Annotated in this window: 18 protein-coding genes; 14 read left to right on the plus strand and 4 right to left on the minus strand. The window is 73.6% G+C overall.

Going from position 1 to position 18,888, the window contains the following annotated elements; genetic code table 11:
* Window positions 1-10: 10 nt before the first annotated feature.
* The 4 genes from valS to ABFT23_RS18985 form a co-directional block, all read right to left on the minus strand.
* Window positions 11-2,620: a valine--tRNA ligase gene (valS, locus tag ABFT23_RS18970; protein WP_347898031.1), complete on the minus strand. Its 2,610-nt coding sequence runs from the start codon at window positions 2,618-2,620 to the stop codon at window positions 11-13.
* A 94-nt stretch (window positions 2,621-2,714) separates the two neighbouring features.
* Entirely contained in the window at window positions 2,715-3,797 is a 1,083-nt protein-coding gene (locus tag ABFT23_RS18975) for a hypothetical protein (protein ID WP_347898033.1), read from the minus strand.
* Entirely contained in the window at window positions 3,794-4,333 is a 540-nt protein-coding gene (locus tag ABFT23_RS18980; RefSeq protein ID WP_347898035.1) for a SigE family RNA polymerase sigma factor, read from the minus strand. The genes ABFT23_RS18975 and ABFT23_RS18980 overlap by 4 nt, the downstream gene beginning before the upstream one ends.
* A 72-nt stretch (window positions 4,334-4,405) precedes the next feature.
* The gene (locus ABFT23_RS18985; protein ID WP_347898037.1) at window positions 4,406-5,521 is read right to left on the minus strand and encodes an NAD(P)-dependent alcohol dehydrogenase; all 1,116 of its coding nucleotides are present in this window, start codon (window positions 5,519-5,521) and stop codon (window positions 4,406-4,408) included.
* A gap of 68 nt (window positions 5,522-5,589) precedes the next feature.
* On the opposite strand from ABFT23_RS18985, the gene folC reads away from it, so the two are divergent.
* From folC to ABFT23_RS19055, 14 genes are all read left to right on the plus strand, one after another.
* Window positions 5,590-7,005 (plus strand): bifunctional tetrahydrofolate synthase/dihydrofolate synthase, encoded by a 1,416-nt coding sequence (folC, locus tag ABFT23_RS18990; RefSeq protein WP_347898039.1) that lies wholly within the window; start codon window positions 5,590-5,592, stop codon window positions 7,003-7,005.
* Window positions 7,002-7,394 carry a DUF4233 domain-containing protein gene (locus ABFT23_RS18995; protein ID WP_347898041.1) on the plus strand — a complete coding sequence of 131 codons (393 nt, stop codon included), beginning with the start codon at window positions 7,002-7,004 and terminating at the stop codon, window positions 7,392-7,394. Before folC ends, ABFT23_RS18995 begins: the two co-directional genes overlap by 4 nt.
* Before the next feature lie 30 nt (window positions 7,395-7,424).
* Window positions 7,425-8,105 carry a pyridoxamine 5'-phosphate oxidase family protein gene (locus ABFT23_RS19000; RefSeq protein WP_347898044.1) on the plus strand — a complete coding sequence of 227 codons (681 nt, stop codon included), beginning with the start codon at window positions 7,425-7,427 and terminating at the stop codon, window positions 8,103-8,105.
* Window positions 8,106-8,122: 17 nt separating this feature from the next.
* Entirely contained in the window at window positions 8,123-8,314 is a 192-nt protein-coding gene (locus ABFT23_RS19005; protein ID WP_347898047.1) for a hypothetical protein, read from the plus strand.
* Window positions 8,315-8,336: 22 nt separating this feature from the next.
* A complete protein-coding gene (ndk, locus tag ABFT23_RS19010; protein ID WP_347898049.1) occupies window positions 8,337-8,747 on the plus strand; it encodes a nucleoside-diphosphate kinase in 411 nt (136 codons plus the stop codon).
* Window positions 8,748-8,935: 188 nt separating this feature from the next.
* Window positions 8,936-9,964, plus strand: a complete 1,029-nt coding sequence (locus tag ABFT23_RS19015) for a rod shape-determining protein (protein WP_347898051.1) — start codon at window positions 8,936-8,938, stop codon at window positions 9,962-9,964.
* Window positions 9,961-10,872: a rod shape-determining protein MreC gene (gene mreC / locus ABFT23_RS19020; RefSeq protein WP_347898053.1), complete on the plus strand. Its 912-nt coding sequence runs from the start codon at window positions 9,961-9,963 to the stop codon at window positions 10,870-10,872. The genes ABFT23_RS19015 and mreC overlap by 4 nt, the downstream gene beginning before the upstream one ends.
* Window positions 10,869-11,387, plus strand: coding sequence for a rod shape-determining protein MreD (gene mreD / locus ABFT23_RS19025; RefSeq protein WP_347898055.1), 519 nt, complete (start codon window positions 10,869-10,871; stop codon window positions 11,385-11,387). The genes mreC and mreD overlap by 4 nt, the downstream gene beginning before the upstream one ends.
* A complete protein-coding gene (mrdA, locus tag ABFT23_RS19030) occupies window positions 11,384-13,531 on the plus strand; it encodes a penicillin-binding protein 2 (RefSeq protein ID WP_347898057.1) in 2,148 nt (715 codons plus the stop codon). The genes mreD and mrdA overlap by 4 nt, the downstream gene beginning before the upstream one ends.
* 4 nt (window positions 13,532-13,535) lie before the next feature.
* Window positions 13,536-14,735, plus strand: coding sequence for a rod shape-determining protein RodA (rodA, locus tag ABFT23_RS19035; protein WP_347898059.1), 1,200 nt, complete (start codon window positions 13,536-13,538; stop codon window positions 14,733-14,735).
* A gap of 64 nt (window positions 14,736-14,799) precedes the next feature.
* Window positions 14,800-15,372, plus strand: coding sequence for a hypothetical protein (locus tag ABFT23_RS19040; RefSeq protein WP_347898061.1), 573 nt, complete (start codon window positions 14,800-14,802; stop codon window positions 15,370-15,372).
* Between the two features lie 65 nt (window positions 15,373-15,437).
* Window positions 15,438-16,238 carry a YcnI family protein gene (locus ABFT23_RS19045; RefSeq protein ID WP_347898063.1) on the plus strand — a complete coding sequence of 267 codons (801 nt, stop codon included), beginning with the start codon at window positions 15,438-15,440 and terminating at the stop codon, window positions 16,236-16,238.
* Window positions 16,235-17,944: a copper resistance protein CopC gene (locus tag ABFT23_RS19050; protein WP_347898065.1), complete on the plus strand. Its 1,710-nt coding sequence runs from the start codon at window positions 16,235-16,237 to the stop codon at window positions 17,942-17,944. Before ABFT23_RS19045 ends, ABFT23_RS19050 begins: the two co-directional genes overlap by 4 nt.
* 11 nt (window positions 17,945-17,955) lie before the next feature.
* A complete protein-coding gene (locus ABFT23_RS19055) occupies window positions 17,956-18,816 on the plus strand; it encodes a hypothetical protein (protein WP_347898066.1) in 861 nt (286 codons plus the stop codon).
* Window positions 18,817-18,888 lie beyond the last annotated feature (72 nt).

Raw genomic sequence — 18,888 nt, forward strand, 5'->3', positions numbered from 1 at the left:
GACGGTCGGGTCAGTCGGTGGCGGCGAGGTCGGCGTCGATCGACAGCTCGGCGGCCTCGGTCGAGGTGTAGACGAGGTCGCCGGTGATGCGGCCCGCGGCCCGCAGGTCGGCCTCGGCCAGGCGGACGCCGTCGAGGACCGTCTGCGGCCCGGACAGCTCGACCCGGGTCAGCTCGGTCTTCATGCCGACCTTCGCCTTCGACTTCACGCCCCGGACGCCGGCGAGGGCGGCCGCCACGTGGTCGAGCAGGGCCCCGTCGGCCGCCGCGGCCGAGCCGAGCTCGGCCGCCGTGGGCCAGGCGGCCCGGTGGATCGAGCCCTCCTGCCACCACGACCAGACCTCCTCGGTCACGTAGGGCAGGAACGGCGCGAGCAGCCGCAGCTGGACCTGGAGCGCGAGCGCGAGGGTCTCGCGGGCCGAGTCGCGTGCCGTCGACGGCTCGTCGGCGTAGGCGCGCTCCTTGACCAGCTCGAGGTAGTCGTCGCAGAACTCCCAGAAGAACTTCTCGGTGACCTCGAGCGCGGTCGTGTAGTCGTAGGCGTCGAACGCGTCGGTGGCCCGGGTGATCACGCCGGCGAGCCGGCCGAGCAGGGCACAGTCGACGGCCTCGGTGACCCGGACCGGGTCGGTGCCGGCCGCGCCGACGTTGCCCAGCACGAACTTCGAGGCGTTGAGCACCTTCATCGCCAGCCGGCGTCCGACCTTCATCTGGGTCTCGTCGAACGGCGAGTCCATGCCCGGTCGGGCCATCGCGGCGCGCCAGCGGACGGCGTCGGTGCCGAACTTCTCGAGGATCTCGTTGGGCACGACGACGTTGCCCTTCGACTTCGACATCTTCTTGCGGTCGGGGTCGAGGATCCAGCCCGACAGCATGGCGTTGCCCCACGGCACCTGGCCCTGCTCGAAGTGCGCGCGGACGACGCGCGAGAACAGCCAGGTGCGGATGATGTCGTGGCCCTGGGTGCACAGGTCCATCGGGAAGACCCGCTCGAACAGGTCGGGGTCGGTCTCCCACCCGCCCGCGATCTGCGGCGTGAGGGACGACGTGGCCCAGGTGTCCATGACGTCGGGGTCGCCGATGAAGCCGCCCGGCTTGCCGCGCTGGTCGTCGGTGTAGCCGCGCGGGGCATCGGTCGAGGGGTCGACGGGCAGCTCGGCCTCGGTCGGCGTCAGGGGGTGGGCGTAGTCGGGCTCGCCCTCGGCGTCGAGCGGGTACCAGACCGGGAAGGGGATGCCGAAGTAGCGCTGGCGCGAGATCAGCCAGTCGCCGTTGAGGCCGCCGACCCAGTTCTCGTAGCGGCTGCGCATGTGTGCCGGGATCCAGTTGACCTGGCCGGCGGCGTCGACGAGCTCGCGGCGCAGCGGGACGTCGCGCCCGCCGTTGCGGACGTACCACTGGCGGGTCGCGACGATCTCGAGCGGCTTGTCGCCGTTCTCGTAGAAGTTGGTCATCCGCTTGGTCGGCTTGGGCTCGCCGTCGAGGTCGCCACTCTCGGTGAGCAGCGTGACCATCGCGGCCCGGGCCGAGAACGCGGTCTTGCCGGCGAGCTCGGCGTAGGCCGCCGCCGCCTTCTCGGACGAGAGCCACTCGGGTGTCTCGCGGGTGAGGCGGCCGTCGCGGCCGATGACGGTGCGGACCGGCAGGGCGAGCTCGCGCCACCAGGTGACGTCGGTGAGGTCGCCGAAGGTGCAGCACATGACCAGGCCGGAGCCCTTGTCCATCTCCGCGGCCGGGTGGGCGACGATCGGGATCTCGACGCCGAAGACCGGGCTCGTGGCGGTGGTGCCGAACAGCGGCTGGTAGCGCTCGTCGTCGGGGTGCGCGATGAGCGCGACGACGCTCGGGATCAGCTCGGGACGGGTGGTCTCGATGTAGAGGGGCGAGCCGTCGGGGGCGTGGAAGGAGACGCGGTGGTAGGCGCCGTCGTACTCCTGGGCCTTGAGCTCGGCCTGCGCGACCGCTGTCTGGAACGTGATGTCCCACAGGGTCGGCGCCTCCTGCAGGTAGGCCTCACCGCGGGCGAAGTTGCGCAGGAACGCGACCTGGCTGACCTTCTGGGCCTTGGCCCCGATGGTCGTGTAGTGCTGCTTCCAGTCGACCGAGAGGCCGAGCGTGCGCCACAGGCCCTCGAAGACCTGCTCGTCCTGCTCGACGAGCTCCTCGCACAGGGCGATGAAGTTGGGCCGGCTGATCGGCACCTGCTTCTTCGGGTCGGGCTTGGCCGGCGGCGTGAAGTCGGGGTCGTAGGCGACCGACGGGTCGCAGCGGACGCCGTAGTAGTTCTGCACGCGACGCTCGGTCGGCAGGCCGTTGTCGTCCCAGCCCATGGGGTAGAAGACGGACTTGCCGCGCATGCGCTGGTAGCGCGCGACGAGGTCGGTGTGGGTGTAGGAGAACACGTGACCGACGTGCAGGCTGCCGCTCACCGTGGGCGGCGGGGTGTCGATCGAGTAGACGTTCTCGCGCGGCTGGGTACGGTCGAAGGCGTAGGTGTCGTCGGCCTTCCACTGCTGCGACCACTTCGCCTCGAGCCCCTCGAGGGCCGGCTTCTCGGGTACGACGGGCGCGCTCGGCTGCGCGCTGGTCGTGTCCTCGGCCTGCTCGATGCTCTCGGTCATGGGTAAATCGTAGGGCGGTGACACCGGATGTGACGCACCGGTTACGGATACCGACCCGGCCGGACGGCCGGACGGGTCGTCTCGCCAACCCCGGTCAGCCGCCCACGCGACCGCCGAGGGCCCCGACGAGCGCAGCCTGGGCGGCCGGGCCCGGCACCCAGAAGCCCCCGGCGTAGGCGAACTCTCCGCTGCAGGCGTCGTCGGTCAGCGTCAGCCGGCCCCGGTCGCCGACCAGCACCAGCAACCGGGTGGGCCCGGTGTCGATGCAGTCGAAGGCCCGCGAGCGCGCGGCGGTCGTGCCGGCGACGACGTCGTCGACGACGGCGCCGAGGTCGACGCCCTCCAAGAACCCGCGCGTCTCGGCGTACTCCGCCGTCCCCTGCGGGTCGACGCCGTAGCAGACGGCGCCCGAGGTGACGTCGAGGTCGGCGAGGTCGCCGGTGAAGGTGTCCGGCTCGGCGACGAGCGTGCCGCTCTCGGCGCCCGGGCGAGGGCACTCCGCCACGGGGGTGGTCGTGGGCGACTCGCCGACGGCGTCCTCGACGGAGGCGATCACGTCCTCCACGGAGACCTGCCGGCCCCCGACGTCGACCGTCGCGCACGTCGTCATGGTGCTGCCCACGGTGCGGCTCGCGCCGTCGGGGTAGGAGACCACCAGCGCCCACGGCATCGGCGCGACCATGATGGAGGCGCACTCGGCCGGCAGCGGCATCTCGCGGGTGTCGCGGATCCGGGCGAGCAGCTCGTCGACGCCGTCGGTGACCGGCTCGGTGGGCAGCGTGAAGTCGACGTCACCCTGCATCGTCCGGAAGGCAGCCGGGCACAGCCGCGCCGACACGGCGCCGTCGGGCAGGTCCTTCACCGCCAGGCCGTTCGTGACGTCGATCGGCTCGGCGGGGCAGGCGGGCGGCTCGGCGACCTCGGGTGCGGGGTCGTCGGCGACGTCCTGCTGCGAGGAGTCGTCACCGCCCGAGAGCGCGAGCGGGACGGCGACGCCTGCGCCGACGACGGCGAGCACGGCGGCCGCGACCGCGATGCCCTGGCGCCGTCGGACGGCGCGCGCCCTGTCGGCGACCGCGGTGACGCGGGCGTCGGGGGCGACGTCGGGGCGGTCGGGGGCGGTCTGGTCGAGCAGCTCCTTGAGTCGCTCGTCCCGGCTGTCGTCGTGCTCGGTCATGCGGCATCTCCGAATCGGTCGGTGAGGGCGGGGGAGGAGCGCAGGGCCGTCATCGCTCGCGAGGCCTGGCTCTTGACGGTGCCGACGCTCACGCCCAGCGCGTCGGCGGTCTGCTGCTCGGTGAGGTCGTCGAAGTAGCGCAGCACCAGCACCGCCCGCTGGCCCCGGGGGAGCGCGGCGAGCGCCGTCAGCACGTCGTGGCGGACCTCGGCGCGGGCGGCCTCGTCGACGTCGCCGGCCCGTTCGGGCAGCTCGCCGGTCGGCAGCTCGCCCCGCCACCGGCGGCGCCACCAGTCGGTGTAGGTCGTCGCCAGGGCCCGGCGCACGTAGGCCTCGGCCGTCTCGTGCGAGCGCGACGACCCGTGACCGATGCGGTCCCAGCGGCGCCAGGTCTTCACCAGCGCCGCCTGGAGAAGGTCCTCGGCCTTGTGCCGGTCGCCCGTCAGCAGGAACGCGCTGCGCCACAGTGCCGTCGACCGGGCCGCGACGAAGTCGTCGAACGCCGCGCCGGCCGGACCGGTCGTCGGTTCACTCATGGTGGTCTCCATGCCTCACCCCTTCACCCGGTCACGACGAGCCGGGCGCGGCGGATGGTTGTCAGCGAGCGATCACCAGACGAGGACGGGCTGGATCACCTCGCCGGCCAGCACGTCGGAGACGGCGGCGTTGACCTGCGCGATCGGATAGCGGGTGAGGAGGTGGTCGACCTCGAAGCGACCCTCGGCGCGCAGCCGCAGCAGCCGCGGGAGGATCTCGAGCGGGTCGGCGTCACCGTGGACGGATGAGCGCACGACCTTGCCGTGCTGGCGCAGGTCGACCGCGTCGATCGCGTAGTCGTCGGTGCCGAGCCCGAGCGCGACCAGCGTTCCGCGCGGGCGCAGCGCGAGCTGGGCGTCGCGCACCGCGGCGGGCACCGCCGTGGTGTCGACGGCGTGGGCGGCGCCGCCGCCGGTGAGCTCGCGCACGCGGTCGGGCACGGACTGCTCGCCGAGGTAGGCCGGGTTGACCCGGACGGCGCCGAACCGCTCAGCGGCCGCGAGGCGGCGGTCGTCGAGGTCGACGGCGACGACGGTCCGGACGCCGGTCGCACGGGCCGCGACGACGGCCGCCAGCCCGACGGCACCGACGCCGACCACGACCATCGGCTCGTCGGGCGCGGGGCCGAGGACGTCGAGCACCGTGCCGGCGCCGGTCTGGAACGCGCAGCCGTAGGGCGCGACGAGCGTGAGGTCGAGCGACCAATCGACGACCACGCAGTTGTCGGCGTGGGCGAGGGCGTGCTGGGCCAGGCTGGACTGGCCGAGGAACGAGCCGAACAGCGGTGTCGTGCCGTCGACGTCGTCGTCGAGCAGGCGGTGGGTGGTCGAGCCGTCGGGGCGGACGCCGGTGTGGTTGAGCGCCAGCGCGTGGTCGCAGTACGCCACGGCGCCCTCGCGGCACGGCCCGCAGGCGCGGCACGAGCGGAAGCCGAGCAGCACGTGGTCGCCGACCTCGATGCCCGCGACGTCGGCGCCGACCTGCTCGACGACGCCGGCGCCCTCGTGGCCGAAGACGCGCGGGAACATCTCGGCCGGCAGGGTCTCGCGCGAGGAGATGTCGAGGTGGCACAGACCGGTCGCGACGATGCGAACCAGCACCTCGTCGGCGCGCGGCTCGTCGAGCTCGACCTCTCGGAGCACGAAGTCGTGGCCCTGCGCGGGCACGACCGCGGCCGTCGTCCTCATCGCGGCTCCCTGGTCACCATCCGCCCAACCTAGGAGTCGGTGGCGAGCGGTGGAAGACTGTGGGGGACATGGACGACGCAGCGAACGACGCAGTGAACGACGGCGACCTCGACGGGCACCTCGACGGGCCCCGCCTGGCCGAGACCTTCGAGGAGGTCGAGGACGCCCTGCTGTCGCGCTGGCCCGAGACGAGGCTCGAGCCCTCGCTCGACCGCATCCGGGCGTTCACCGAGCTGCTCGGCGACCCGCAGAACTCGTTCCGCGCGATCCACCTCACGGGCACCAACGGCAAGACCTCGACCTCGCGGATGATCGACACCCTCCTGCGCGCCCTCGAGCTGCGCACCGGGCGGTTCACGTCGCCGCACGTGCAGCGCATGACCGAGCGGATCAGCATCGACGGCGAGCCGCTCGACGACGACGCCTTCGTGCGTGCCTTCAACGACGTCGCCCCCTACACGCACCTCGTCGACGACGACCAGCCGCACCCGCTCAGCTTCTTCGAGACCGTGGTGGGCATGGCCTACGCGGCGTTCGCCGACGCCCCGGTCGACGTCGCCGTCGTCGAGGTCGGCATGGGCGGCTCGTGGGACGCCACCAACGTCGTCCACGCCGACGTCGCCGTGCTCACCCCGATCGCTGTCGACCACGCGCGCTACCTGGGTGACACGCCCGAGGTCATCGCCCGCGAGAAGGTCGGCATCATCAAGCCCGGCGCGGTCGCCGTCGTCGCCGTGCAGGAGCCCGACGTCGCGGCGGTGGTCGCCGAGCGCGCCGCCGAGGTCGGCGCGACCGTCGCCCGCGAGGGCCTCGAGTTCGGCGTCGTGGCCCGTCAGCCCGCCGTCGGCGGCCAGGTCGTCACGCTGCAGGGGCTCCGGGCCCGCTACGACGACGTGTTCCTGCCGCTCTACGGCGCCCACCAGGCGCAGAACGCCGTGCTGGCGCTCGCCGCCGTCGAGGCGTTCCTCGGCGGCGACCAGCCGCTCGGCGACGACGTCGTCCGCGCCGCGTTCGAGCAGGTCACCTCGCCCGGCCGGCTCGAGGTGGTGCGTCGCAGCCCCACGATCGTGCTCGACGCCGCCCACAACCCGCACGGCGCCGAGGCCGTCGCCGCGGCGCTGGAGGACTCCTTCCAGTTCTCGCCGCTCGTCGGGGTCATCGGCGTCATGGGCGACAAGGACGCCGAGGGCCTGCTCTCGGTGTTCGAGCCGCAGCTGGAGCACCTCGTCGTCACGCAGAACTCCACCGACCGGGCGATGCCGGCCGCCGAGCTGGCCCGGCTCGCCGTCGAGGTGTTCGGCGAGCACCGGGTGACCGTCGAGCCCCGGCTGGCCGACGCGCTCGACGTCGCCGCCACCCTCGCCGAGGCGGGGGAGGCCGTGAGCAGCTCGATGGGCGCGGGCGCCGTGCTCGTCACCGGCTCGGTCGTCACGGTCGGCGAGGCCCGGGCCCTGCTGGTCCGCTCCGACGGCGCGGCCGGATGAGCGAGCGCGACCGGTCGCCGCGGCGGGGCATGTGCGCCGCGACCATCACCCTCGAGGCGATCGTCCTCGGCCTCACCACGCCGGTGATGATCTCGATCGCCGACGTCGACCCCGCCGTCGCCCTGCCGGTGGGGCTCGGCCTCGCGATCGCCTGCGTGCTGGCGGCGGGCATGCTGCGCACCGAGCGCGGCTACGCACTCGGGTGGATCATCCAGGGACTCGCGATCTCGCTCGGCTTCCTGGTGCCCGTGATGTTCTTCCTGGGCGCTGTCTTCGCGCTGCTGTGGGGCACCGCCGACCTCCTGGGCCGCAAGATCGAGCGCGAGCGGGCCGAGGCCTTCGCGCGCTTCGACGCCGAGCAGGCCGCCGGCGGACCGCACGACGGATAACCCCCGCCGCTCCGGGCCGGGGCCGGGAGGATGACGGGCGTGAGCACCCCGCTGAGCCCGTCCGACCGCACGACCGTCCGCCGCGGTCGCGACCGCGCGATCACCGACCGCGGCGCCATGCACGCCCTGCTCGACGACGCCCTGGTCGCCCACGTCGGCGTGATCGTCGGCGACCACCCGGTCGTGCTGCCGGTGGCCTTCGCCGTCGACCTCGACGGGCCGGACGACGGTGGGTCGCTCTACATCCACGGCTCGGTGGCCGCCCGCTGGCTCGTCGGGGCGAGCACGTCGACCGTGTGCGTCGCGGTGACCGAGGTCGACGGCCTGGTGGCGGCGCGGTCGGGCTTCCACCACTCGATGAACTACCGCTCGGTCGTCGTCATCGGCGCCGCCCGCCTCGTCACGGACGACGACGAGAGGGCCCGCGCGCTCAGCCTCACCGTCGACCACATGGTCCCCGGTCGCTCGGCGACGCTGCGCGACCCCACGCGCAAGGAGCTCGCGGCCACGTCGGTGCTCGCCGTCCCACTGATCGAGGCGTCGATGAAGGTCCGGGCCGAGGGTGCGATCGACGAGCCCTCCGACGTCGAGGCCGGCGTCTGGGCCGGTGTCATCCCGATCCGCCGCACCGCCGACGCCCCGGTCACCAACGCCGACTCCCACAACGCCGTCCCCGACGACGTGCGGGCCCGCGCCGCCGACCTCGCCTGACCGCTACGGTCGGGCGGGTGGAGATCGTCCTGGTCGGCGTCGCGGCGCTGCACGTGCTGCTGATCGTCGCGCTCATCGCGCTGGTGGCGCTCGACCGCGTGCGGGTGCCCCAGGGAGGGATCTGGGTCGCGATCCTGCTGCTGGTGCCGGTGCTCGGTCCGGCGATGGTCTGGTGGCGCGGGCGGCACGCCCCCGTCGGGCGGTCCTAGTGGCCCGGATATCGTGCGCGGCATGACGCAGCGCACCCTCGTCCTCCTCAAGCCCGACACCGTCCGCCGCGGCCTGGTGGGCCAGGTGCTCTCCCGGTTCGAGGCCAAGGGCCTGACGATCGTGGCGCTCGAGCACCGTCTCATCGACGGCGAGATGGCCGACCGGCACTACGCCGAGCACGTCGAGCGCGACTTCTACCCGCCCCTGCGGGCGTTCGCGACCAGCGGCCCGCTCGTGGCGCTCGTCCTCGAGGGCGACGAGGCGATCGACGTCGTCCGGGCGATCAACGGCGCCACCGACGGTCGCAAGGCCGCCCCCGGCACCATCCGCGGCGACCTGTCGCTGTCGAACCGCGAGAACCTCGTGCACGCCTCCGACTCGCCCGAGTCGGCCGCCCGCGAGATCGCGCTCTGGTTCCCCGGGCTCGCCTGAGCCCGTCCGGCCGCCGCTGACCCGGCCGGCCGGACCACGACACGCCCCACGCACCTCCACCGTCACACGAGTCCCACTGCTTACGCTCGCTACCGGGTAGGTCGTCACCGTGCGCGCGGCGTGCCCACCTTCCCCGTCTTCCCCGAAGCTTCCCCGAGCTCGCGCACGGAGCGATGAGGCGCGCGCGCATGGCGAACAGCATCATCGGCCGCGACATGGCCGTGGATCTCGGCACCGCCAACACGCTGGTCTACGTCCGGCGCAAGGGCGTGGTGCTCGACGAGCCCAGCGTCGTCGCGATCAACGAGACGACCGGCGAGGTGCTCGCGGTCGGCCACGACGCCAAGAACATGGTCGGGCGCACGCCCGACAACATCACGACGCTGCGCCCGCTCAAGGACGGCGTCATCGCCGACTTCGAGGCGACCGAGCAGATGCTGCGGTGGTTCATCCAGCAGGCGCACCGGCGCCGCTACATGGCCAAGCCGCGCATGGTGATCTGCGTGCCGAGCGGCATCACCGCCGTCGAGCAGCGCGCGGTCAAGGAGGCCGGCTACCAGGCCGGCGCCCGACGGGTCTACATCGTCGAGGAGCCGATGGCCGCCGCCATCGGCGCCGGCCTGCCCGTGCACCAGGCCACCGGCAACATGGTCGTCGACGTCGGCGGCGGCACCACCGAGGTCGCGGTCATCTCGCTCGGCGGCATCGTCACCAGCCTGTCCATCCGCACCGCCGGCGACGAGCTCGACGCCGCCATCGTGAGCTGGATGAAGAAGGAGCACTCCCTGATGCTGGGCGAGCGCACCGCCGAGGAGGTCAAGATGACCCTCGGCTCGGCCTTCCCCTCCACCGACGAGCCCGTCGCCGAGGTGCGCGGCCGCGACCTCGTCAGCGGCCTGCCCCGCACCGTCGAGGTGAGCGCGGCCCAGATCCGCCAGGCCCTCGAGGAGCCGCTGCACGCGATCGTCGACGCCGTCCGCGTCACCCTCGACCAGACGCCGCCCGAGCTGGCCGGCGACATCATGGACCGCGGCATCGTGCTCACGGGCGGCGGCGCGCTCCTGCGCGGTCTCGACGAGCGCATCCGCCACGAGACCGGCATGCCGGTGCACGTCGCCGACAACCCCCTCGTCTCGGTGGCCCTCGGGGCCGGCCGGTGCGTCGAGGAGTTCGAGGCCCTCCAGGCCGTGCTCGTCGCCGAGCGGGGACGCCGGTGAGGCTCACCCGCCGCTACGGCCAGGCGCCCGGCGACACCGACCCGGGCCGTCCGCCGCGCTCGCTCGTCGTCGCCCTCGTGCTGGCCTGCGCCTCGCTCATGGTGCTCGACAGCGGGGGCGCCCTCGATCCCGCCCGCCGCGCCGTCGGCGAGGTCGTCGGACCGGCGCAGTCGGCCGCCGACGCGGCGGTGCGGCCCGTCGTCCGCCTCGGCGAGCGGTTCGAGGACAACGACCGGCTGCGCGGCGACCTCGCGGCGCTCGAGGCCGAGAACGCCGAGCTCCGCACGCAGGTGCGCACGGCGCCGTACGACGCCCAGCGCCTCGCCCAGCTCGAGGGCCTGACCTCGGCGGCGGAGGACCTCGGCCAGGCGATCGTGCCGGCCCGGGTGATCGGCATCGGCGGCTCCCAGTCGTTCTCCAGCACGGTCACCATCGACGCGGGGTCCGACGCCGGCATCGCCGCCGACCTGACGGTGCTCAACAACGACGGCCTGGTCGGGCGCGTGCTCCGCGTCACCGAGACCACCGCCACCGTGCTGCTCGTCATCGACCCCGACTCCACCGTCGGCGCCCGCATGGCGCAGGGCATGGAGCTCGGCTTCCTCCGGGGCAACGGCGTGCTCGGCGACGCCGGCCGCCTCGACCTCGAGCTCGTCGACCAGACGGTCGTGCCGCGCAAGGGCGCCACGGTGCTCACCTGGGGCAGCCGGCAGGGCACCAGCCCCTACGTCGCCGGCGTGCCCGTCGGCGAGGTCGTCTCGGTGTTCTCGAGCCTGCGCGACACCTCGCAGCGCGCCGTCATCGACCCCTACGTCGACTTCGCCTCGCTCGACACCGTCGGCGTCGTCGTGCCCTCGGGCACGCGCAGCGACCGCGCCGTCGTCGAGGCAGACGGGACCTTCCGATGAACAACCCGGCTCGCATCCTCTTCTGCGCCCTGGCCGTCGGGCTCGCCCTCGTGCTGCAGACCACGGTCTTCCCGCACCTCGCCTGGCGCGGGGTCGGCCCGGGCGTCGTGCTGCTCGTCGTCGTCGCGGGCGGGCTCGCCCGCGGGGCGCACTTCGGGCTCGTGCTGGGCTTCGGTGCCGGCCTGCTGGTCGACCTCGCACCGCCGTCCGACCACGTGGCCGGGCGCTGGGCGCTGGCCCTGATGGCGGTCGGCTACGTGGCCGGCCGGGTGCGCCAGGACGGCCCGGTGGGCGTGCCCGGGGGGCTCGCCGCCGTTGCCGCCTGCTCGTTCCTCGGCTCCTCCGTCTTCGCCCTCAGCGGCCTCCTGCTCGCCGACCGCGCGGCGAGCGTGCCCGAGCTTCTCGAGGTCGTGCTCGCCGGGGTCGTGTGGGACCTCGTGCTCGCCCCGTTCGTGATCCCCGTGGTCACCCGGGTGCTCGCCCGCCTCGAGCCCGAGGGGGCGGCCGTCCGATGACGCTGCTCGACCGGCTCGGCCCGGCACCCGCGCGCAGCCGGCTGCGGCTGATCGTCATCCAGGCCCTGGTGTTCTCGCTGTTCGCCACGCTGTTCGTGCGCCTGTACTACCTGCAGGTGGTCACCGGCGACACCTACCAGAACCGGGCCGCCGCGCAGTCGGTGCGCGAGATCGTCGTCCAGCCGACGCGCGGGCTGATCGTCGACGACCAGGGCCGCCCGCTCGTCGCCAACCGTCTGTCGTGGGTGGTCTCGCTCGACCGCACCACGCTCGCCAAGCTCGACCCGGCCGACCGCACCACGCTGCTCAGGCGGGTCGGCAAGGTCATCGACCTCAAGCCACGTCGCATCGAGAAGAAGCTGCTCACCTGCGGCGACGAGGGCTCCGAGCCCGGCGTGTGCTGGAACGGCTCGCCCTACCAGCCCGTGCCGGTCGCCCAGGACCTCACCCAGGCCCAGGCCCAGCGCCTGCAGGAGCAGCCCGAGGACTTCCCGGGCGTCGTCGTCGACCAGCAGAGCGTGCGTGCCTACCCGCAGCCGTTCGGCATCAACGCCGCCCACCTGCTCGGCTACCTCAGCCCGATCACCGAGGGCGAGCTCGACGCCGCCGAGAAGGGCGGCGACCGGTCGGTCAACGGTGCCTCGACCGTCGGCCGCGCCGGCATCGAGCAGGAGTACGACCAGTGGCTGCGCGGCATGCCCGGCTACCAGCAGGTGCGGGTCGACTCGATGGGCCAGCCGATCGACGACGAGGACGAGGTGCTCGCCCAGCCGGGCGACACGCTCGTCACCTCGATCGACGCCAAGGTCCAGAGCGTCGTCGAGCAGCAGCTGCACGAGGCGATCACGACCGCCCGGGCCACCCGCGACCCCGTCACCAACCGCAACTTCGAGGCCGACTCGGGCGCCGCCGTCGTCCTCGAGGCCGACACCGGCCGCGTCGTCGCCATGGCCAGCCAGCCGACCTACGACCCGTCGGTGTGGGTGGGCGGCATCAGCAAGAAGCAGCTCTCGGCGCTCTACAGCGAGGACGCCGGGACGCCGCTGCTCGGCCGCGCCACGCAGGGCCAGTTCGCCCCCGGCTCGACGTGGAAGCCGTTCATGACCGCGGCCGCGCTCACCAACGGCTACTCCGAGGACACCCGGCTGCCCTGCTCGTCGTCCTTCCAGGTCGGCAACCGCGCCTTCGGCAACCACGAGTCGGCCGCCTACGGCTCGCTCAGCTTCGCCCAGGCCCTCGAGGTCTCGTGCAACACGTTCTTCTACCGCATCGGCTTCGACTACTGGCAGCAGTACGGCTCCGACGCCGACGACGTGCGGGCCAAGGACCCGCTCGTCGAGGAGGCGAAGAGGTTCGGCTTCGGCCAGGAGACCGGCATCGACATCCCCGGCGAGTCGCCCGGCCGCATCGCCGACCGCCGCTGGAAGAAGGCCTACTACGACTCGATGAAGGACTACTACTGCGGCATCGCCGACAAGCCGCAGGACGACCCGGCCAACGAGGGCATCTCCGACTTCGTCTACAAGTTCGCCAGCGAGTTCTGCGTCGAGGGCTGGAAGTACAAGGTCACCGACGCGGTGAACTTCTCCATCGGCCAGGGCGACACCATCGTCACGCCCCTGCAGCTGGCCCGCGGCTACGCCGCCATCGCCAACGGCGGCACGCTCTACGCCCCGCGCGTGGCCCGCGCCGTCGTCGCGGCCGACGGCACCGTGGTGCGCCGCATCCCGCCGGAGGAGGTCGGCCGGGTCAAGCTGCCCGACGCCGTCTACGGCTACATCGACGAGGCCCTCCAGGGCGTCACCCGCACCGGCACGATGGCCTGGCGCATGGGCGGCTTCCCGCAGGACGAGGTGCCGATCCGCTCGAAGACCGGCTCGGCCGAGGTCTACGGCAAGCAGTCGACGTCGTGGGTCGCCTCCTACTCCGACGACTACGTGGTCGTGATGATGGTCAGCCAGGCCGGCACCGGCTCCGGCGCCTCCGGCCCGGGCATCCGCAAGATCTGGGAGGCGCTGTACGGCGTCCAGGGGGAGCAGGTGGTGCCCGACACCGCCGCCATCCCCGGCACGCAGCTGCCCGACCGGCTGCCGTCGTTCCGCGACGACGGCTCGATCCTGCCCCCGGCCGAGCGCGAGGACTGAGCCCATGGCACCCACCGGCCCCTCGTCGTCCACGCTCGTGCGCCTGCCCGGCGTCGACCGCCTGCTCGTGGGCGCTGTCGTCGCGCTCAGCGTGATCGGCACCCTGCTCGTCTGGTCGGCGACGTCGACCCGCGACGACCTCACCGGCGGCGACCCGCGGGCGTTCCTGCAGAAGCAGGTCGTCAACATCGCCATCGGCCTGGCGCTCCTGGCGGTGGTCGTGGTCACCGACCACCGGTGGGTGCGCATCGTCGCGCCGCTGGTCTACCTCGCCTCGATCGGCGGGCTCGTGCTGGTGCTCACCATGGGCACCGTCGTCAACGGGTCGCGGTCGTGGCTGATGCTCGGCTCGCTGTCGATCCAGCCGTCGGAGTTCGCCAAGCTTGCCGTCGTCATCGGCATGGCGCTCGTGGTCGCCGAGCGTTCCGAGTCGCGCCGGCTGCGCGGCGCCCGCGGCGCCACCGGGGCGGACGTCGCCCTGATGCTGCTCATCGCCGGCGTGCCGGCCGTGCTCATCCTCGCCCAGCCCGACCTCGGCACGATGCTCGTGCTCACGGCCACCGTGATGGGCGTGCTCGCCGCCACCGGCGCCGCCCGGCGCTGGCTGGTGCTGCTCGGCCTCGCCGGCGTGACGGGGGCCGTCGCGGCCGTCGCCGCCGGGCTGCTCGAGGACTACCAGGTCGACCGGTTCCTCGCATTCACCGACCCGACCCTCGACCCGCGCGGTGCCGGCTACAACGTCGAGCAGGCCCGCATCGCCGTCGGCAACGGCGGCCTGTTCGGCCAGGGTCTCTTCGACGGCTCGCAGACCCGCTCCGGCTTCGTGCCGGAGCAGCACACCGACTTCGTGTTCACCGTCGCCGGTGAGGAGCTCGGCCTCGTCGGGGCCAGCGTCCTCATCGCGCTGCTCGGGGTCGTGCTGTGGCGTGCGCTGGCGATCGCCGTCCGCGCCGACGACGTGTTCGGCCGCGTCGCCGCGGCCGGCATCGCCTGCTGGTTCGGTTTCCAGGCCTTCCAGAACATCGGGATGTGCCTGGGCATCATGCCCGTGACCGGCGTCCCGCTGCCGTTCGTGTCGTACGGCGGCAGCTCGATGTTCGCCTCCATGCTCGCCGTCGGGCTGCTGCTCAACATCTCCCGACGCTCCGCCGAGGCGCCGTCCGCGCGCCTGCAGCCGTCGCGTCGGGTGCTCGTACGAGCCTGACCCCGACCCGCCCGGATCCCGAACGAGTTGGTCCACCCGAGGGGGTTGCTGGCACGATGTCGGGGTGCTGACGGTCCGGGTCCTTCCTCGCCGGGGCGTCGCCCTGCGCGCGGCGGTCGCCACCGTCGAGGTCACCGCGGTGCTCGCGCTCGGCCACCTGTGGGCCGGCGGCGCGCTGCCGGCGCCGGCCTGGCTCGTCGTCATGGCCGCCGCCGTCTTCGGCGCCGGGCTGCTCGTCCTCCACGGACGCGTGCGACCCGTGCTCGCCGTCCCGGCCCTCATGGCGACGCAGGTGCTGCTGCACGCCTGGCTCACCGCGCTCACCATGAGCACCGACGGCGCTCCCGGCCACACGATGGATGCCGCCTCGATGGCCGGCCACGAGACCCTCGCCCACGGCGTGCTCGACGCCCGCATGCTCGCCGTCCACCTGGCCGGCGGGCTCGTCACCGCGCTCCTGTGGGAGCTGCGGGCCCGGGCGGCCGAGGTGCTCGTCTCGTGGTCGCGCACGCCGCTGCCGCCGTTGCCGTCGCGGCGGATCGCTCCCGCACCCGTCACCACGTCGCACCCGTCGGCGACGCCGGTCGTCACGGTCGCCCCCCGGCGCGGGCCACCGGCCGCGCTCGTCCTCGCCTGACCCTCCGTTCACGGACCCGTCGGGCGCTCCTGCCCGACCACACCCTTCACGAACGGAACCCACGCATGTCCACCCGACCCACCCTCGCGCGCCCCGCCAACCGTCTGGCCACCCGTCTGGCCGCCACCGCCGGCGCCGCCGGCCTCGTCGTCCTCTCGATCGCCGGCCCGGCCAGCGCGCACGTCACCGTCACGCCCTCCACCACCGCCGCCGGCTCCTACACGGTGCTGACCTTCAGCAACGGCCACGGCTGCGAGGGCTCGCCCACCACCAAGGTCACCATCCAGATCCCCGAGGGCATCAACGCCGCCACCCCGACGCGGCAGCCCTTCTACGACGTGACCAAGCAGATGGAGCAGCTGAACCCGCCCGTCACCGACAGCCACGGCAACGAGCTCACCGAGCGCGTCGGCACCGTGACCTACACGGCCAAGACCGCGCTGCCCGACGGCTACCGCGACGCCTTCGAGGTCCAGGTCCAGATCCCCGAGGACGTCGAGGGCGAGACCATGAACTTCCCGACCGTCCAGACCTGCGAGCAGGGCGAGACCGCCTGGACCGAGATCCCGCAGGAGGGCCAGTCGGCCGACGACCTCGAGAGCCCGGCCCCCTCGTTCGTGGTCACCAGCGCCGAGGGCGACGGCCACGGCGGCTCCGACGCGGCCACCGACGACGACGCCGAGGCGGCGCCGGTCTCGGGCGACGGCGAGAGCGCCGAGGAGGCGCCGGCCGACGCCGAGCAGGAGGCCGCTGCCTCCGACGGCGACGACAGCTCGAACGGCCTCGCCATCGCCGGCCTCGCCGCCGGCGTGATCGGCATCCTGGTCGGCGCCGCAGCGCTCGCGCGCAGCCGCAAGACCGCGTGACCCGAACCACCCGCAGCACCACCCGCGGCACCGTCCGCTGGGCCGCCGGCCTGCTGCTGGCCGCGCTCGTCGCCGTCCTCACGGTGACGGGCGCGGCCGCGCCGGCCTCGGCCCACGCCACCTTGGTGAGCACGGACCCCGCCGAGGGGTCGGTGCTGCCCGAGACGCCCGACGTCGTCACGTTCACCTTCGACGAGGGCGTCTCGCTGCCACCCGACGCCGTGCAGGTCTTCGACGCCGCCGGCGAGCCGGTCGAGGCCGGGTCGACCTCGCGCGACAAGGTGATCACCACCGACCTGCCCGACAGCCTCGACGACGGCAGCTACGTCGTCGTGTGGCGCGCCATCTCCGCCGACGGCCACCCGATCGCCGGCTCCCTCACGTTCGCCATCGGCGCCCCGAGCGCCGAGGTTGCCGCACCCCAGGTGCCCGACACCGACCCCACCGACGTCCGCCGCGCGCTCAGCATCGCCATGGCCCTCAACTACGTCGGCCTGCTGGTCGCGGCCGGGCTCGTGCTCTTCCTCGCCTGGACGACGCGCGGCGTGCGCGTCGACGACGCCGTCCGCGGCCGGCTGCTGCGCGTCGCGTGGGCGTCGTCCGGCGTCGCCCTCGTCACCGCGGTCGCCCTCGTGCCGCTCAGCGGCGCCTACCAGCAGGGGCTCTCGGTCACCCAGCTCGGCGAGTCGGCGGCGGTCGACCCCGCCATCGTCGCCGACGACCTCGTGGTGCTCGCCCTCCAGGCCGTCGGGCTCCTCGTCGCGCTCGTCGCGCTCCGGCGGTCCGGCCTGGCCTGGTGGGTGCCGGTCGGGGCCGCGGCCCTGGCCGCCCTCGCCCCGGCCTCGGTCGGTCACAGCCGCGCGATCGACCCCGTCTGGCTGATGGTCGTCACCGACGTCGTGCACCTCGCCGCCGGCGCCACGTGGCTCGGCGGCCTGGTCGGGCTCGTGCTCGTGCTGGGCTCCCTCAGCGGCCGCTCGCGCGACGCCGCGCTCGTGCTCACCCGGTTCAGCGCCGTCGCGGCCGCGACGGTGGGCCTGCTCGCGGTCACCGGCACGCTCATGGGCTGGCGCATCCTCGGCGGGTGGGCCCCGCTGTTCGAGACCACCTACGGCCGGCTGCTGCTGGTCAAGGTCGCGATCGCCGGCGTCGTCGTGCTCGTGGCCGGCTACAACCGGTTCCGGCTGCTGCCGAGCGCCACCGACGCCGAGACCGGCCACGACGAGCAGCGCCGCGCCGTGCTCGGCGTGCGGGGCGCCGTCCGGGCCGAGGGCGCGCTGCTCGTCTTCCTGCTCGGCGTGACCGGCTTCCTGACCAACCAGTCGCCGCGCGAGGCGGCCGTCGACCGGGCGCCCGAGGCGTCGCGCGTCGAGGTCGGCGTGCTCGTCGACGACGCCGGGCCCGCCGGCGAGCCGGCCAAGGTGCTGGCGACGCTGTCGCCGCAGACGACGGGCCCCAACACGGTGCTCGTGCAGGTGCAGGACCAGGCCGGCGAGCCGCTCGACGCCTTCGCCGAGCCGGTGGTCTCGATCGCGGCCGCCGACGACTCCGTCGACCTCGGCGAGCAACCCGTCGTCCCCGCGGGCGCCGGCACGTTCCGGGTCGAGACCGTCATCCCGGCCAGCGGCACCTGGGAGGTGCAGGTCAGCCTGCGCGCCTCCGAGTTCGACAACCCCGTCACCACGATGACGTTCCAGATCCCATGAGGCGAGGTCCCGTGAAGCGCCTGACCATGCTCGTCGTCGCCGCCGTCCTGACGACGTCGCTCGCGGCCTGCAGCGACGACCCGCCGCCGGTCGACGACGGCCGCACCGTGCTCGCCCCCGGCGACGGCACGCCGCACTCGCACACGACGTTCGTCGGCGACGGCACCACGGCCGACGCCGGCGGCTACCGCCTCACCGACCTGCGGTTCCCGACGGTCGCGCGCGCCCCGGCCGACCTGAGCTTCCGCATCGTCGACTCCAGCGGCGAACCGGTCGTCGACTACGCCGAGGAGCAGACCAAGCTGCTGCACCTCTACGTCGTGCGCGACGACCTCGCCGACTTCCGCCACCTGCACCCCACGCTCGGCCCCGACGGCACGTGGACGGCGCGCGTCGACCTCACCGACCCGGGCCAGTACCGGGTGATCGCGGAGTTCCTGCCGGTCGACGAGGAGCGCAACCCCGACGGCGACCACGTCATCCTCGGTCAGCGCGCGCTGCTGGCCGGCGAGGCGCCGGCGGTGCCCGAGGCCCCGAGCCGCGTCGCGACCGACGGTCTCGTGACCATCGAGGCGCCCGAGACCCTGCCGGCGGGGGAGGACACCCAGTTCGACTTCACCGTCTCCGACGGTGCGGGCGGCGTGCTCAACCTCGGCACCTACCTCGGCTCCTACGCCCACGTCACCGGCTTCGACACCGCGACCGGCGCCTTCGTGCACGCCCACCCGCTCGGTGCGCCGACGGTCACCGACGCCGGCAGCGAGCTCACCTTCCACACCGCGCTCGGCACCCCCGGCACCTACCGGTTCTTCGTGCAGGTGCGCGTCGACGGGTTCGTGCACACGGTGCCGCTGCAGACCACCGTGGCCTGACGCACAGATCGCCGGAAGACCGCCCGGGGGAGCCGCCGGTCCCACTAGGGTGATGGCCGCCTCCCCTCCGCG

It is taken from the genome of Nocardioides secundeburneus (assembly GCF_039939255.1).
Taxonomy (GTDB): Bacteria; Actinomycetota; Actinomycetes; order Propionibacteriales; family Nocardioidaceae; genus Nocardioides.

Excerpts from the sequence above, each read along its gene's own strand:
- valS (WP_347898031.1), bottom strand. The coding sequence starts at position 2,620 with ATGACCGAGAGCATCGAGCAGGCCGAGGACACGACCAGCGCGCAGCCG.
- ABFT23_RS18975 (WP_347898033.1), bottom strand. The coding sequence starts at position 3,797 with ATGACCGAGCACGACGACAGCCGGGACGAGCGACTCAAGGAGCTGCTC.
- ABFT23_RS18980 (WP_347898035.1), bottom strand. The coding sequence starts at position 4,333 with ATGAGTGAACCGACGACCGGTCCGGCCGGCGCGGCGTTCGACGACTTC.
- ABFT23_RS18985 (WP_347898037.1), bottom strand. The coding sequence starts at position 5,521 with ATGAGGACGACGGCCGCGGTCGTGCCCGCGCAGGGCCACGACTTCGTG.
- folC (WP_347898039.1), top strand. The coding sequence starts at position 5,590 with ATGGACGACGCAGCGAACGACGCAGTGAACGACGGCGACCTCGACGGG.
- ABFT23_RS18995 (WP_347898041.1), top strand. The coding sequence starts at position 7,002 with ATGAGCGAGCGCGACCGGTCGCCGCGGCGGGGCATGTGCGCCGCGACC.
- ABFT23_RS19000 (WP_347898044.1), top strand. The coding sequence starts at position 7,425 with ATGACGGGCGTGAGCACCCCGCTGAGCCCGTCCGACCGCACGACCGTC.
- ndk (WP_347898049.1), top strand. The coding sequence starts at position 8,337 with ATGACGCAGCGCACCCTCGTCCTCCTCAAGCCCGACACCGTCCGCCGC.
- ABFT23_RS19015 (WP_347898051.1), top strand. The coding sequence starts at position 8,936 with ATGGCGAACAGCATCATCGGCCGCGACATGGCCGTGGATCTCGGCACC.
- mreD (WP_347898055.1), top strand. The coding sequence starts at position 10,869 with ATGAACAACCCGGCTCGCATCCTCTTCTGCGCCCTGGCCGTCGGGCTC.
- mrdA (WP_347898057.1), top strand. The coding sequence starts at position 11,384 with ATGACGCTGCTCGACCGGCTCGGCCCGGCACCCGCGCGCAGCCGGCTG.
- rodA (WP_347898059.1), top strand. The coding sequence starts at position 13,536 with ATGGCACCCACCGGCCCCTCGTCGTCCACGCTCGTGCGCCTGCCCGGC.
- ABFT23_RS19045 (WP_347898063.1), top strand. The coding sequence starts at position 15,438 with ATGTCCACCCGACCCACCCTCGCGCGCCCCGCCAACCGTCTGGCCACC.